Raw genomic sequence first — 14,273 nt, 5'->3', positions numbered from 1 at the left:
ATCTGAGCCATGATCAAACTCTTCAATTTAAGATTTTGTTCGGCTCAATGAATACTGAACATTACATAACGTAATGTTTGAATTGACTGTGCTGAATCCGAAGATTCAATGGTCACTTCGTTTCATTGAAACCTAATTTGAAGCCGAGGCTTCTAATTGGATTATCATCAACGAGTGCCCACACAGATTGATAGGTCTATATTGTTAAAGAGCTTGCTTTGGGAGAAGTTTTTCTCTCAAAGCGGAGGTGCATTCTAGCGATTTAATTGAGAGTGTCAAACACTTTTTTAAACTAATTTTCGTAGAAGCTTTTCACCTCTTCGACTCTGCTGAAGCCTTGTGGCGTCTGCCGTGTCGATGGATGCGCATTATAGGGAGAAGATTTTCTTTGGCAAGACTAAAAATGCATTTTTTCTAAAAAAACATGCCAAGCGAACACTTTCCATCCAACCTTAAAATTACCCAGAAATAACACTCAGGATCTCTACAATTTACCCACAAAAAGCTGTGGATAACTACTCATCACTATCGAAGAAATAGGAAATGCGTGAGCGCGGATTAAGATACTCTTTGATTTTTTCCGGCAATTTAGACGGATGAATAGCATTAACTATCTTTATATCCTTAGATGCAAGGTCAATGATTGGCGCTTGCGTTCTGGGAACAGCAGGATCATAGACCAGTACATTCGGGAACAATAAGTGAGATGCGTTCACTGAGATAACCAAGCCCACCATATTGTTAGAAAGCTGAACTACCGTCCCTGGAGGGAATACGCCCATAAACTTAATTAAGATATTAAGGTTCTCTTCTTTATATAGGTGCTTGCAGTTCTTATATAAATGAGAGAGTGCGGTATAAGGAATTTTTTGCTCTGAGACTATAGGTGTATGACACAAGTTATCAAATGCGTTAGCTACAGCAATAATTTGAGCAAACTCGTTGATCTCATCTCCTTTCAGACCTTTGGGATAGCCAGACCCATCTCTTAGTTCATGGTGCTGTGCAATCACAACTCTTGCAACTTCGGGAAAACCTTCTATTTGACTCGCAAGGTCTACTCCATATTTGGTGTGCAACTTTAAGTAGTTAGTTTCTGGTTCCGTCAGCGGTGCTTGCTTTCTTAATATTGCGGTAGGAATTTTTATTTTCCCGATATCGTGGAATAGCGCTGAGAATGAAAGCTCTTTCAACTGCGCAGCTGAGTACCCCTTAGCACGGCCAATCATCATGGCGATAACAGCAACGTTCAACGAATGGAAATAAATATCTTCAAACTCATTTTTACCGTTCATCAGGTGTAGAGTGACATTATCATCACACATTAACTTCTCGACGATATCTTCAATAAGAAGCTTCGCTTCATCAACGGCAGCTGTTGGACGATTACGAATTTTCGTCATGACCGAGCGCATACGCGCAAGAGAGCGCTCAAACTCTTTTTCGCACTGGATAACGCGTCGACGATACGCACTTAACTTTTCTATGCGGTTTTGTTTTTCTTGCCAAAGTTTTTGAGTTTCATGATCTAGCGACGCTTCATTCGTTACTCTATCAGCTTGTATCTGGTCGACTGGAAGTGGTGCGGCATCACTTTGCTCTGGATTAAAGTAAACGAACTTTACACCGAGGTGACGGATCATCTCGACTTGTTCTTGATCTTTAATCTTAAAACTATTGAGTAGAAAAGGGTGATCGTTCCACTTTAGCGGAAGACGGATATGTAATCCGGGTTGAATACGATCGACCGTAAGTTTAATGGCTGCCACTTATTCACTACTGATTTACGTTGCCTAAGAGAGTTAGAATACTAGTAAATTTTGTGAATAAATTCATCAGTAAGTATCAAAACATCAGATGGTCATTTCTAATGACCCATTTAAAGAGCAAAAGCAAGCTACTTTAAGGTTCGATCTGCTTTGCGTATTTTAAGCTGAGCCTCGAACCTTGGCTTATCTATTATTTCTTGACCTTTGACTAATCCCATTAATGTTTGTACCGCTACACGGGCCATATCACTGATAGGAAAGTGCACTGCCGACACTGTAGGATAAAGGCTTTCACAAAGGTCGACACTGTCAAAGCTAGTTAAAGAGATTTGCTCCGGTACTGAAATATTGTGCTCGTGTAAGTACTGCATTGCACCGACCGTCATTTCCTCACTGCAAGAAAAGACTGCAGTAACTTCAGGGTGTCGTTGTAAAATTGCAGCCATTGCATCATAACCACTTTGCCGACCATAATTCCCTTCTTCACACCAGCTTTCGTCAATATCGATACCTGCGTCCTTCATCGCATCAACGTACCCAAGCTTTCTTAATAAACTATTATGACGTTGGGATGGACCGGTAATACAGGCGATTTTTCTATGACCACCAGCTAAAAGATGCTCGACGGCAATACGGCTTGCATGATGATGATTAAAAGTAACGCAACGCTCTTCTATTCCTTCAACATAGCGATCCAGAAGAACGAAAGGCGTAGGCTGTTTTGCTAATTCACGTAAATCATCATCTGACAAATAACGACTATGGAGGACATAGCCATCACAACGCAGATCATTAAAACGCTGAATGGCTTCCTTTTCACCTTCTGCAGAATGATGTCCTTGAGCGGTAATCAGAAACTTTTTATGAATATCCAGCTCAGTCTGAACCTGCTCCATCATCTCGCCAAAGAAGCCCCCCGTATAGTAAGTCACCAATAAGCCAACCATATTACTGGATGAGGTTGCGAGTGAACGAGCAATCGCACTCGGGCGATAATTCAGTTGCGCCATAGCTTGCTCTACTTTTTTTCGAGTTTCTTCGCGAAACTTCCCCTCCCCATTAATGATTCGAGAAACGGTAGAGCGATTTACACCGGCGAGTTCGGCGACATCTTTAATCCTTGCCATAATGCTATTGGGTCCAACTGCAATTGTTATTAAATATCCGTTTGTGTAGAACGGCTGCCAGCAATTCGTAAGGTGCTTATAGGGGGCGAAGCTGGCAGCCTTTAATCATACACCGACCATTTGATTGGTAGAAACGAGCTCAGAGTAATCCGTGACAGCTATACCATGTTGAGCTAACTGTTCTTTTAAAATGGGAGAGGTAAGAACTTGTAACTCTAGCTCTCGCTGAAGCGCATAACCACTCTTTAAAATCAGCGCTTGATCGGCCTCTGCCGGGTGGCACATCACCTCAACCAAATCATAGTCTGTCTTTAGACTCAATAAATGCGCCATCAAACCATCTAAACTTACTTTTTGATCGTAAAATTCGTCAGTAAAGACATACCTTGTTGTCATCGATTCTTGACACAAGCCAGTGCCCCGCAGTGGCACTCGGTATTCACTCGCTACCTCTTTAATAACGGGCAAAATTTGAGGGTGAGTATGCGCGTGATGATGGCTATCTAAGTGGCTTAGCTCTAACCCAAGCGATAAAAAATGTTCCACCTGAGCTTTTGCTTCGTCATAAATGACCTGAGTTTCGAAGTCCTGCTTACCCCACAGTTCGTCGTATTTGATAAAATGCGCTCGACCGTTGGTCAAATTAGGGTGCCCAGTTAGAGGCACTCCCGCTGTAAACCTAAGATGAACGCCAATTCTCAAGTCTGGATTATGGCGAGCCAACTCTAAAGCATGTTTCTCAGCATCCATACCGACCATCATGGTGGTTGAATGAACAACACCTTGCTGATGAGCTTTTGCGATGCCGTTATTTACACCTCTCGTTAAACCAAAATCATCAGCATTAAAAATGACTTTCATTGGCGTCCTTCCTTAGCACTACAACGTCGTTAGTTTAAATTGAGGTAAATACGGAGCGTTCACCGCTAGGATATCATCCAGAATTGACTTGGCACGACCAATGTCTGGCACCAATGGGTTGTTGGTTAATGCCATGAGCGCTTTGTCATAATTACCTTCAACAGCAGCGTCTATTGTCAACTGTTCATATGCTTTGACTTGATAGAGTAACCCTTTGATATTGTTTGACAGCTCACCAACCGCAAGAGGTTTCGCGCCCCAACTACCAATCACCGCGCTACACTCAATCACAGCATCGTCAGGGAGGCCGTTAATCGCTCCGTTATTTAAGACGTTAACAACATGAATACTATTACGATTGTTATAAATTGAATCAACCAAGTTTAGTGATGCATCTGAATAATAAGCCCCACCCCGCTCTTCTAACTCTTTCGGCTTATGATCGAGATTAGGATCTTGATAGAGCTTGAATAGCGCATTTTCTGTTTCCATTACCTGCTCAGCACGAGTGCCCTTTTCACCCGCGCTTTGTTTCTCTTCAGCGAGCATAGCATCGGTTTGATAGAAATAACGATGGTAAGGACATGGTATCGCCCCCAGCGCTTTTAAAAATGCTGGATCCCACGGTTCTTCCCAGATGTTCTTCATGCTGAAGTTAGCACCATCACCGACTTTCTCTAATACCGTTTGAGTAATATCTTCTCCATTGAGCCACGCTTTGTGCACCCAAACGAGATGGTTTAATCCGGCAAACTCCAGTTGTAGCTCTTTTGGCTCGCACTCCATCATTTCTGCGATCATCATTTCCATCGAAACCGGCACATTACATAAACCAATACTCTTTACTTTGGTGTACTTACTGACGGCTTCAGAGACCAAACCCGCAGGGTTGGTGAAATTGAGCATCCATGCATTGGGTGCCAACTCTTCAATATCTTTACATATATCAAGAATAACCGGGATGGTTCGCAGTGCTTTAGCAAACCCACCAGGGCCTGTTGTTTCTTGGCCAATGACGTCGTATTTAATTGGAATTCGCTCGTCATTAGCACGAGCAGCAAGGCCACCCACACGGAACTGCGTCATCACAAAGTCCGCATCTTTTATCGCAGCACGACGATCAAAGTCTGCTTTTATCTCAATCTTTGCACCTGCTTTGTCAACCATTCGCTGCGCTAGACCTTTGATAATCTCAAGCTTCTCAGCTCCTGACTCAATGTCCACAAAATGAATCTTCTTAACGGGTAAATATTCTAAGCGCTTAATAACCCCTTCAACCAGTTCAGGGGTATAGCTACTACCACCGCCAATAATGGCAAGTTTGATCGCCTCTCTAGACATTTTTCTCCCCTTATTTGTTCGAGATTTTTTTGTTCAGTGCAACGATTTCTACAGCCATTTCTTGAGCCAAAATCGTGGTCATTAAGTGATCTTGAGCATGTACCATCACTAACGTCATCGGGACTTTCCCTTCCCCCTGATCTTCCTCAATCAACTGAGTCTGAATTAAGTGGGCTTTGTTAATGCACTCTCTTGCTTGAGAGAGCTTCTCCTCAGCCGCATCAAAATCTTGTTCTCTAGATAAACGCAACGCCTCGTAGCTCAAACTTCTGGCTTCGCCAGCATTACAGATGATCTCCATCACAACCAATTCTTGTTCCATCATTTTCTCTCCGAAAATCGGGCCGCGGTAATTGCGGCCCATTAAGCACCGTTAAGCAGTAACACCTTCACCTGAAGGTTGCGTCTCATCCTTAGTTTCTTTCGTCGTTGGTAGTTCTTGCTCCAACATTTGCTTCTCAAACATTTTGAAGAATGGGAAGTAGATAATTAGATCAAGAATCAATAAACCAATGACGAGCAATACTGGAGCAAAGGTCCAACCGCTACCCCACGAAGCACCTATCAGTGCTGGTGTTGTCCAAGGCGTTGTAGCGACACCCATACCCACAAAGCCGACATGCACAGCAAAGTACGCAATCGTAGCGTTGATGACTGGAGCGAAGACGAACGGGATAAACAAGGTCGGGTTCATCACAACTGGGCTACCGAAGATCACAGGCTCATTGATTTGGAAGAAGCCAGGCACCGCACTCATTCGACCAATACTCTTAAGGTGAACAGAACGGCTAAATGACATCAGCATAACAAGAGCAAGTGTTGCACCAGAGCCACCGATAAAGATGTAAAAATCCCAGAAAGGCTGAGTAAATACGTTTGGAATCGGTTCACCTGCAACAAAGGCTTCGATGTTGGCACCAATGTTGGTCAAGAAAATTGGAGAAAGCAGCCCCACAACAATTGCAGCACCATGTATACCCGCAAACCAAAGTAGTTGGCAAAGCAATAGAGCGCCAATAATGGCAGGCAATGAGTTAGACGCACTAATTAAAGGCTTAAAGACTGCCATGACCGCATCTGGAATCAGCATGTCGTACTGGGTTTGCACGAAAAGGCTAAGTGGGTATAAGGTAATGAATATCGCTAAGACTGGTAACAGCACTTCAAATGATCGTGCAATCGCCGGTGGAACTTGCTCTGGCATGCGAATCGTAATGTTGTGCTTTTTCATAAAACGGTAGAGCTCTACCGAGAAGAATGCACACATCACTGCGGTGAAGATCCCGGTTCCTCCCATGTGTGACATAGACAGCGCGCCATCTTTAGCTGGGGCCGCGATGAGTAAAAAAGACATCAGCGACAATACAGCACTCGTGATCCCATCCATCTTGTAAGCCTTAGCTAAGCTATAAGCAACGCCGAGCGAAACAAAAATGGTCATGATCCCCATCGACATGTTGTAGGGCATCATTATGGTATCAAAATGTGTGGTGGCGAAATCGAGCCAAATTCGACCAAAAGTAAAGGTCGTGTCTTCGGCAAATGGTGGGAATGCAAAAATCAAAATGAAACTACCGACAATAATAAACGGCATTGCAACTATAAAACCGTCTCTCATTGCTCGAACATGGGGCTGATTCCCCACTTTTGCTGCTATAGGGGCTATATGCTTTTCGACTGCGCCTATAATTGCGTCATAAAGCTTCATAGAATCCATCCTTATTTTAGGCAAAAGAATCCCGCATCAAATATTTATATTTGATGTACAGTTATCTTTTTTTAATTTAAAACTATGGTTTAGTTAATTAATTCTAATGCTTGCTCTAGTACTTCTTCTCCCTTCATCATTCCATAATGCTGAGGAGAAATCGCATCAATGTTTTTACCATGCTCTTGCGCCGTTTTTCTTAGCTCTTCTAGCTGAAAACGTACTTGAGGCCCGAGAAGACAAACATCGTACTCTTTAATTGCATCTTCAAATGCATTCACTGACATCGCATCAATTTTGCACTCAATTCCTTTATTTTCAGCAGCTTGCTCCATTTTTTTAACAAGCATACTGGTTGACATCCCTGCGCTACAGCATAAAAGGATCTTTTTCATAGCCTTACTCCCGTTGTGTAAATTTCAACCTGCAAAAACTGTAGCAAAAATAACCAAGACAAAAAAGCGCAACCGGTTGCATTATTCGTGAACACAATCCCAATTTAGAAAATACGACCTGTTTTTTAGTAATTATTTAGGTCTAGGATAAAAATCAGGAAATAAATTAAGACACCACATTAGGTTTCAAATTATCAATATATTACTACTGACAACGTCGTTATTAATTTCTAAAAAGGAATAGAGAATGAAATTTAATAAATTGGCTATTGCAACGCTTGTAAGTGCTGCACTATCACAATACTCATTTGCTCAAACCGACTCTAAAGGCACCATTTATCTAACGTTTGATGATGGACCAATCAATGCTTCTATTGACGTTATTCAAGTACTTAACCAAGAAGATATCAAAGCGACGTTTTACTTTAATGCTTGGCACTTAGACGGAATTGGTGATGAGAATGAAGACCGTTCGCTAGAAGCCTTAAAGCTCGCATTAGACACTGGTCATATTGTCGCGAACCATAGTTACGATCATATGGTTCATAACTGCGTTGATGAGTTTGGACCTAATAGCGCAGCAGAATGTAATGCTACCGGCGACCACCAGCTTAACTCGTACCAAGATCCTGTTTACGATGCCTCAATGTTTACGGAAAACTTATCTGTGTTAGAGAAGTATTTGCCTAACATTACAAGCTACCCGAATTATAAGGCAACAGAGTTTGCTAGACTGCCCTACACCAACGGCTGGCGCGTGACTAAAGACTTCAAAGCAGATGGATTATGTGCAACGTCTGATGACTTTAAACCTTGGGAACCAGGCTACGTTTGTAATATCAACGACCCATCAAACAGTGTGAAAGCCTCAATTGCGGTACAAAACATTCTGGCTAATAAAGGCTATCAAACACATGGTTGGGATGTAGATTGGGCACCTGAAAACTGGGGGATAGCAATGCCAGCCAACAGTCTAACAGAGGCAGAACCTTTCCTAGGTTACGTAGATGCAGCATTGAACAACTGTGCTCCTACCACCATCAACCCGATCAACTCAAAAGCACAAGAGTTTCCATGTGGTACACCACTCCACGCAGACAAGGTCATTATTCTAACGCATGAGTTTTTGTTTGAAGATGGTAAGCGAGGAATGGGTGCAACCAAGAATTTACCTAAATTAGCGGAATTTATCCGACTAGCAAAACAAGCTGGCTATGTATTCGATACGATGGATAACTACACACCAAACTGGCAAGTTGGTCATAGCTACAACGCTGGCGACTACGTCCTACATTTAGGCACCGTTTACCAAGCAGTGACCAGCCATAACGCACAGCAGGACTGGACACCTTCCCCAACCTCTAGCCTTTGGACCAATGCTGATCCGGCAACAAATTGGGAAGTGAATGTTTCATATAAAGAGGGAGATGTTGTGACGTACTCTGGCAAACGTTATCTCGTCAACGTCCCACACGTCTCTCAAGCCGATTGGACACCTGACTCACAGAACACCTTGTTCACAGCTCTATAAGCTGTTCCCTACTATTATCATGTAGTAGCTTGCGCGAGGTAATCCCTCGCGCTTTTTTATTTTTAGAAAAGTAAAAATGGAAAGCAGTAAAGAGTGGACTGACTGGGCCTGGCATTCCTGACGCCACGCTGGATTTGAATTCACAAACCCTAGATACAACAAAGCCCCGACTTACGTCGAGGCTCTATCATATGAATTATGGTACCGGTGGGCGGACTTGAACCGCCACGCCCGAAGGCAACGGATTTTGAATCACAATATTACGGCTTTCAATGGGATATTAGGACAACTAACGCTTTGTTGCAATTGGTTTTGACTCTTTCTGGTTCTGGTCGGTTTTGGTCGGTTTTCGCCAAATTTACGCCACGTTTTTAAGACCTTGTTCGCCTTCAACACTCTTTTTTATAGTGTCGAGAAACTATCTAGCCAGCGAGCAAAGTTGTAGTTAAACGGCAAGCGCTTTGCTACCTAAATGCTTCAAAGTTCCGACACTTACCACCAGCTTGAGCCGTCGCACTTTATGACACCATCAAAACCCAAAAGTGGGGAACGCCCTTTTTATAGCGTTCGAAAACTCTGGTAAATCACCGTTACTTTTCCGTTATTTACGGCTTCAAACCGTATAACGATATTTTCGGCATGGGCCAATTGTCGGCTCCTCAGATTGAGTAACCGCTTGAGAGAAAGTTTTTGCCATCGATGGGCGAAAGTAATACCCCTATTTGAGAAAAGAGCTTTCAACGCTTTCACACGCTGTGAAACCGATAAGATTTTTTCGGGGTCATAGGGAATAAAACAGGTATGTCCAACTTTGGGCACTCTTGCCCAGTGTTATTTCTGAAATCCCAGCTTTTAGATTTAGACGTGGAAAGAGTCTGATACTCACAACTGAATGATGGGCGAAACCATAACAAAACATAACATAGCCACCCTAAAACAGGTTGAAGGATTGATAATCCGTTGTGAATCTATGTATTACGGGGCTTGAGGGATATAAGGCGTAATTTATGGAGGAAATAGAACTAAAATCACCTTATTTTGCTATGACCATAGTCTTTTGTTTGTGTAGCTCTGTAACCCTTGCCACGCGGTTTTGCTAGATAACTAATATGATAAGTTGCGTCTTGTAATGCCAGCGAGTCTCCGCGCTCTACGTTGTGATAACCTGCCCAACTACAGCGCCCAAATTGCTCCCAAATTAAGATCAGCCACTCTTGAAGCATATGGGGGTGATTTACTTTACTGCCATCAATTACGACACAAAAATGATAATGCTGCTTTTTAGCCCTTTCTAGCTCTCTCACCCAGCAATAACTCAAATCTGCTTTATAGTGCGCTTTAACCCTACGTGAGAGGCGTCTAACAAGCTTAGCTATCAGCTCATTGTTTCTTGTGTATTCATTGACTGATAAATCAAACCGGAAAATAAACACCTTCCTATGTTTAGCCAAAGCTGAATCAAGCATCCCTAAGAGACACCTTAATATATCCGTCCTCAATCCGCTTTTACTTGGATTGACTCGCCATAACTTATCATTGAAGTAATAAAGTTCTGTTGTGATTATCTTGCTCATACACCCTAAGAGAACATAGAAAATGTTAAGTATTCCTAAGTAAAAAGAGTGCTAGATATTATTAATTACCTAGCGCGTTGTTAGTGCCTACTACCCCTGTAGTAAACAAGCTGTATAGGCATCTTTCTGATTTTCGCCCCCAAATCAGGGGTAAAAAACCTCACCCTATAGTGCTATCTGGTTTACTCCGGCAAAACCCTTGCCACATATAGAATAGGGGGTTAGTAATCACTAACACCCCCTAGTATTTTAAAATGAATAAATGTTTAGATATTTATTTGAAATAACCACCCAAATCAGGCGAGCCGCTTTGCTTGTCGGCATGATTAACGGATGGTGTATCAAAGTAGTCACTCGGATCAGGCGAACCGCTTTGAACGTTGGAATGGTTAACTCCTGGCTTCTTATCCTGCTCTGAACGTTCAACATACTTGTCTAATAGTTTGTCTAGCTCATCTAGCATTTTAGTGGTCACATCGTTAGCAATTTTATCAGCATCAACTTTCATTTTATTTTCCCTTAGTCTAAATCTTCAATGAATCGGCCGTTAGTAACAAATATCGTTCCGCTTTCCGGCTCACGTCCTGCGTGGATGTATTCTTGAATAGCCTTTAATCTGCGACTATCTAACACATCAAAGTAACTCACTATGCTGCTCTGAACCCCGCACTGTTTGGTGAGCGTGCTAGCTCGGCTTAACGCGCTGTAGCGCTTGGCCTCAATCTGGCATAACCTCTCAAGCGCTGGTTTAATATCCTTATCAAATGCTTTGTTGATAATATCGACCTGCTCTGCAATCAACGAAGCATCGCCCTCACAATCGCGCTTTAAGGCCTCCAACTCTGCTAAGCCTTCACGCTGTTTAACGACTGGCAATTCAAGCTCTAAGGCTTGCTTCTCAACTCGCAATCGTCGCGCCTGTCGCTCGTCTTCAAGTTGCTTTTGTTCCAACTGATCAACATCACCGCCCGAACTCATGACTTCTAAAAGCTCGGCGTCAAAGTCTCTCTGTTCGAATTGGCTTTGCTCTTGTGCGATTTCAGATAACCGCGCTTGTATTTGATTTACTGTTTTCTGTTTCATTTTTCTATATCCTGTGTTTGCTGGTGGCGTCTTAGTCGGCAAACTGATCACCACCAGCGATTCTAAAATCAAGCGCTCGGCTTCAGCTGGGCGCTTTCTTCTCTAGCAATGGCGAGTTTGTCTTTTGCCAAAGGTAGGCGTTCAGTTTCGTTTCTCGCTTGCTTATAGCTCTCTCCTCTTAGCTTTAACTTTCTTTCACAACGGGCTATCGCATCCAACTCCCACACCCCAGATAAGTGTCTCTCGTCTAGCTGTAAACAAGGCTCTCCTTGAACATCCACGCGCTGAATACACCAGAACTGATACCTGTCATTCTCAAGCATCTGCAAAGGTGATCGCATAGCTTCACCAAACTTTAACAACAAATCTCTCTTTGCAATTGGCTCACCACTAGACAGCTCAACTAGGAAGTCATAAGCCTTAGTCCCTATATTTGGAATCGCCGTATCTGGCGCAGTAAATAACAAATCAGGATTCATTTTTTTGTCTCCAAATTTATGTTTACGCCACGAACCGCCATAAAATGCGCAGAATCGTTTTGTAAACGGTCTACACATCGGTTTAACTATCAGTCGTGTTAGCTTCTTGCTGTTCGGGTAAGAGGCCGGACATCCACATACTGAACAAAGGCACGTTGACGAAACCGCGTTTTCCAATCTGGCGATAACATCGAGAAAGGCCTGCCTTTTGCTCTCTTAACCAAAAGAGCCTTTTAATCTGTGAATGAGTAAATTGCGGGTAGCGCTTTGAAATATCATTCATTGCTACCCAATTAGATAGGTCGTTGTGGATTGATTGAAGTTGAGTTTGGTCAATAGTCATTTGGGTTGTCCCCCTATCGTTTACGGTTGATAGGGGATGACTATAGGCTCATGTGGTTAGGTCACAGGATCGGAATGACCCATTTATTTAAGAGGAAAGTCGACAAAATATTGTTTCAAGTATCTTTTGGCAGTTTCTTCACTAACCGGCAAGCGGTTAGCAATGTGTTCGTATATCGCCTTTTTCGTGATTTTCTTGTGTGGGTTGCCACTCCCTTTACTCCGGTATGCGTTCGCCAGCTCGATAGCCCTCTCCCTTCTGCCCTCTTTTTCCTCGGTTTTAGCTCTTGAGGCCGCTCCGGTTCTAGACACACCCGCGCATATTTTATCCTCATATTGAGCGAGTACCATGATAGAAAAACAGTTAGTAAGCCGCATTGCTAACTTAAACAAATACTTATAATTACCTTTCTCCAAACCGTTTTTTATCTGAGTTGTAATGCTAATAACATCAAGGGCGTAACGAATCCCATGCTTACCTTGTTTTTTTGACTCGGCGTGTAAATAGTTCCACCAGCAAACCTCATCCTCTTTTGGTATGTCGTCAATGGTCAAAGGCCCATTTTCACACTTTAAATTCTTTTCCTCCCTGATCGATTCGTTACTAGCTTTTAACCGCCGCTCTCTTTCCTCTTTCGATAGCTTAATAGTTTGTTGTCCCGACGTTTTATATTCGTATCCAAAGCTCTCAATATAAGAGATTGCAGCCTGCTCGTAGCGTTCAGCTAAACGAAGTGGATCATCTTGCGCATTCATTTTTGCGACCATTTCCTTTACTTCGCTTGCTTCTCGGCCCAAAAGCGTTTGACTGTTGCTAGTAAAAAGTCCCTTTCTGCCTCTCGTGCGCTTTAGTGGCTTTTTCTTGATAAAATCTCTATCCATTTGCAATACCTCCAAATACGCGATCAGTTAAGCTCGCCTTGTGCTCTATGCAAAGGTGGCTATAACGCTGCGTCATAGTTATTGATTTGTGTCCTAATACTTGGGCTATTTCCAGCAAGCTAGCGCCATTCATTGCCAGTAGTGACGCGCACGTATGGCGCAGATCATGAAAACGAAAGTCTTTAATACCCGCGCTTTGCAAAGCCTCTCGCCAGTGGCAATCAAAGTTTCGAAAATACGCCCCTTGATGGCGGTTGTGTGGGAATACATACCCGCCAATCTGTCTAAACCTCATCAGCTCCGCTATTGCATCGGCCGTTAGTGTGAGTATTCGCTGTTCGCCGTTTTTTGTTTCGGGTAGGTGGGCGGTTTTGGTTTGAAAGTTTATAGCGTCCCAAGTAAGCGTTAAAAGCTCTGTACGCCTTGCGCCCGTTGTAATAGCTAACAACACCAGTAAATATAATCGCTCCCATTCTGAGCGCTTACAGGCATCTAAAAGGCGGGGTAATTCTTTATTACTTAAAAAACGGGTTCTAGCGTTATTCTCTGCGGACTGCTTGATCCCTTTTGTGGGATTGTGCTCAATATCATATTCCTCTGATAGAAAACGATAGAAAGAGCTAAGCGCTGCTTTATAGCGGTTTAGTGTTGCTGGTGCTTTGCTTTCGGATAGTGTTTTCAGTTCGGCTTTAACCTGCTGGCGCGTAACCTTGCCCACTGGTTTATCTTTGAATACTGAGAGCCAATACTTTAAACGCTGGTGCTTGGATTGATCTCTACCATTATCTTGCTCTAAGTACTGAGCCAAAGCATCTGAAAACTTAAGGGAATTGAGAGTGTGATTTGTAAGCGAATACGCGAAATCGTCGTTAGCTAATACATTAGCAACGAACAGTTGAGCATCTTTTTTTAATTTGAAAGATTTTGAAAAGCGTGAGCCACCCCGCATAAATTCAACTCTATACGTAGTGCCTTTTTTGCCCTTTCGAGCCTGAATTGTAGCCATGAAAAACCCCTTTACGCTAAATTACGCTAAAAACGTAACCGTAAAATCGGGTTCACAAACCAAATTGACTTTTTAAACCTTCCTAAACCCTTGACCAAAAAGGAAAAAGAAGGTGGTACCGGTGGGCGGACTTGAACCGCCACGCCCGAAGGCAACGGATTTTGAATACAAAATC

General features: G+C 42.9%; 15 protein-coding genes. 1 reads left to right on the top strand and 14 read right to left on the bottom strand.

The window, feature by feature from the left end:
- Nucleotides 1-515 precede the first annotated feature (515 nt).
- The 7 genes from NL643_RS18725 to NL643_RS18695 form a co-directional block, all read right to left on the bottom strand.
- On the bottom strand, nucleotides 516-1,769 hold the full coding sequence (locus tag NL643_RS18725; RefSeq protein WP_253644970.1) for an HD-GYP domain-containing protein: 1,254 nt from the start codon (nucleotides 1,767-1,769) through the stop codon (nucleotides 516-518).
- 128 nt (nucleotides 1,770-1,897) lie between these two features.
- A complete protein-coding gene (locus NL643_RS18720; protein WP_253644969.1) occupies nucleotides 1,898-2,896 on the bottom strand; it encodes a LacI family DNA-binding transcriptional regulator in 999 nt (332 codons plus the stop codon).
- A 105-nt stretch (nucleotides 2,897-3,001) separates the two neighbouring features.
- Nucleotides 3,002-3,757, bottom strand: a complete 756-nt coding sequence (gene chbG, locus NL643_RS18715; protein ID WP_047009133.1) for a chitin disaccharide deacetylase — start codon at nucleotides 3,755-3,757, stop codon at nucleotides 3,002-3,004.
- A gap of 18 nt (nucleotides 3,758-3,775) precedes the next feature.
- Nucleotides 3,776-5,098 (bottom strand): 6-phospho-beta-glucosidase, encoded by a 1,323-nt coding sequence (locus NL643_RS18710; protein ID WP_005397437.1) that lies wholly within the window; start codon nucleotides 5,096-5,098, stop codon nucleotides 3,776-3,778.
- Nucleotides 5,099-5,108: 10 nt separating this feature from the next.
- The gene (locus tag NL643_RS18705; RefSeq protein ID WP_031780628.1) at nucleotides 5,109-5,420 is read right to left on the bottom strand and encodes a PTS lactose/cellobiose transporter subunit IIA; all 312 of its coding nucleotides are present in this window, start codon (nucleotides 5,418-5,420) and stop codon (nucleotides 5,109-5,111) included.
- A 51-nt stretch (nucleotides 5,421-5,471) separates the two neighbouring features.
- Entirely contained in the window at nucleotides 5,472-6,806 is a 1,335-nt protein-coding gene (locus NL643_RS18700; protein WP_167713413.1) for a PTS sugar transporter subunit IIC, read from the bottom strand.
- 89 nt (nucleotides 6,807-6,895) lie between these two features.
- Nucleotides 6,896-7,201: a PTS sugar transporter subunit IIB gene (locus tag NL643_RS18695; protein ID WP_025767645.1), complete on the bottom strand. Its 306-nt coding sequence runs from the start codon at nucleotides 7,199-7,201 to the stop codon at nucleotides 6,896-6,898.
- A 247-nt stretch (nucleotides 7,202-7,448) separates the two neighbouring features.
- On the opposite strand from NL643_RS18695, the gene NL643_RS18690 reads away from it, so the two are divergent.
- On the top strand, nucleotides 7,449-8,732 hold the full coding sequence (locus NL643_RS18690; RefSeq protein WP_253644968.1) for a carbohydrate-binding protein: 1,284 nt from the start codon (nucleotides 7,449-7,451) through the stop codon (nucleotides 8,730-8,732).
- A 1,028-nt stretch (nucleotides 8,733-9,760) separates the two neighbouring features.
- Here NL643_RS18690 and NL643_RS18685 read toward each other — a convergent pair.
- From NL643_RS18685 to NL643_RS18655, 7 genes are all read right to left on the bottom strand, one after another.
- Nucleotides 9,761-10,198 (bottom strand): inovirus-type Gp2 protein, encoded by a 438-nt coding sequence (locus NL643_RS18685; protein ID WP_169628887.1) that lies wholly within the window; start codon nucleotides 10,196-10,198, stop codon nucleotides 9,761-9,763.
- Nucleotides 10,199-10,580: 382 nt separating this feature from the next.
- A complete protein-coding gene (locus tag NL643_RS18680; protein ID WP_203506879.1) occupies nucleotides 10,581-10,814 on the bottom strand; it encodes a hypothetical protein in 234 nt (77 codons plus the stop codon).
- Between the two features lie 11 nt (nucleotides 10,815-10,825).
- Nucleotides 10,826-11,389, bottom strand: coding sequence for a hypothetical protein (locus tag NL643_RS18675; RefSeq protein ID WP_253644967.1), 564 nt, complete (start codon nucleotides 11,387-11,389; stop codon nucleotides 10,826-10,828).
- Between the two features lie 68 nt (nucleotides 11,390-11,457).
- A complete protein-coding gene (locus NL643_RS18670; RefSeq protein ID WP_253644966.1) occupies nucleotides 11,458-11,868 on the bottom strand; it encodes a hypothetical protein in 411 nt (136 codons plus the stop codon).
- A gap of 82 nt (nucleotides 11,869-11,950) precedes the next feature.
- Nucleotides 11,951-12,211: a hypothetical protein gene (locus tag NL643_RS18665; protein WP_241791456.1), complete on the bottom strand. Its 261-nt coding sequence runs from the start codon at nucleotides 12,209-12,211 to the stop codon at nucleotides 11,951-11,953.
- Nucleotides 12,212-12,294: 83 nt separating this feature from the next.
- Complete coding sequence (locus NL643_RS18660) at nucleotides 12,295-13,092, bottom strand: hypothetical protein (RefSeq protein WP_253644965.1); 798 nt, start codon at nucleotides 13,090-13,092, stop codon at nucleotides 12,295-12,297.
- On the bottom strand, nucleotides 13,085-14,098 hold the full coding sequence (locus NL643_RS18655) for a tyrosine-type recombinase/integrase (protein ID WP_169628885.1): 1,014 nt from the start codon (nucleotides 14,096-14,098) through the stop codon (nucleotides 13,085-13,087). Before NL643_RS18655 ends, NL643_RS18660 begins: the two co-directional genes overlap by 8 nt.
- Between the last annotated feature and the right edge of the window lie 175 nt (nucleotides 14,099-14,273).

It is taken from the genome of Vibrio sp. Y42_MX_L11, from assembly GCF_024181785.1.
In the GTDB taxonomy this organism is placed as follows: Bacteria; Pseudomonadota; Gammaproteobacteria; order Enterobacterales; family Vibrionaceae; genus Vibrio; species Vibrio diabolicus.
The sequence above is the reverse complement of the archived record's forward strand: the minus strand, read 5'-3'. Positions and strand labels throughout refer to the sequence as shown.

What these genes read in the sequence shown, in the direction of transcription:
- NL643_RS18720 (WP_253644969.1), bottom strand. Translation starts at nt 2,896, where the DNA reads ATGGCAAGGATTAAAGATGTCGCCGAACTCGCCGGTGTAAATCGCTCT.
- chbG (WP_047009133.1), bottom strand. Translation starts at nt 3,757, where the DNA reads ATGAAAGTCATTTTTAATGCTGATGATTTTGGTTTAACGAGAGGTGTA.
- NL643_RS18710 (WP_005397437.1), bottom strand. Translation starts at nt 5,098, where the DNA reads ATGTCTAGAGAGGCGATCAAACTTGCCATTATTGGCGGTGGTAGTAGC.
- NL643_RS18705 (WP_031780628.1), bottom strand. Translation starts at nt 5,420, where the DNA reads ATGGAACAAGAATTGGTTGTGATGGAGATCATCTGTAATGCTGGCGAA.
- NL643_RS18700 (WP_167713413.1), bottom strand. Translation starts at nt 6,806, where the DNA reads ATGAAGCTTTATGACGCAATTATAGGCGCAGTCGAAAAGCATATAGCC.
- NL643_RS18695 (WP_025767645.1), bottom strand. Translation starts at nt 7,201, where the DNA reads ATGAAAAAGATCCTTTTATGCTGTAGCGCAGGGATGTCAACCAGTATG.
- NL643_RS18690 (WP_253644968.1), top strand. Translation starts at nt 7,449, where the DNA reads ATGAAATTTAATAAATTGGCTATTGCAACGCTTGTAAGTGCTGCACTA.
- NL643_RS18685 (WP_169628887.1), bottom strand. Translation starts at nt 10,198, where the DNA reads ATGCTTGATTCAGCTTTGGCTAAACATAGGAAGGTGTTTATTTTCCGG.
- NL643_RS18680 (WP_203506879.1), bottom strand. Translation starts at nt 10,814, where the DNA reads ATGAAAGTTGATGCTGATAAAATTGCTAACGATGTGACCACTAAAATG.
- NL643_RS18675 (WP_253644967.1), bottom strand. Translation starts at nt 11,389, where the DNA reads ATGAAACAGAAAACAGTAAATCAAATACAAGCGCGGTTATCTGAAATC.
- NL643_RS18670 (WP_253644966.1), bottom strand. Translation starts at nt 11,868, where the DNA reads ATGAATCCTGATTTGTTATTTACTGCGCCAGATACGGCGATTCCAAAT.
- NL643_RS18665 (WP_241791456.1), bottom strand. Translation starts at nt 12,211, where the DNA reads ATGACTATTGACCAAACTCAACTTCAATCAATCCACAACGACCTATCT.
- NL643_RS18660 (WP_253644965.1), bottom strand. Translation starts at nt 13,092, where the DNA reads ATGGATAGAGATTTTATCAAGAAAAAGCCACTAAAGCGCACGAGAGGC.
- NL643_RS18655 (WP_169628885.1), bottom strand. Translation starts at nt 14,098, where the DNA reads ATGGCTACAATTCAGGCTCGAAAGGGCAAAAAAGGCACTACGTATAGA.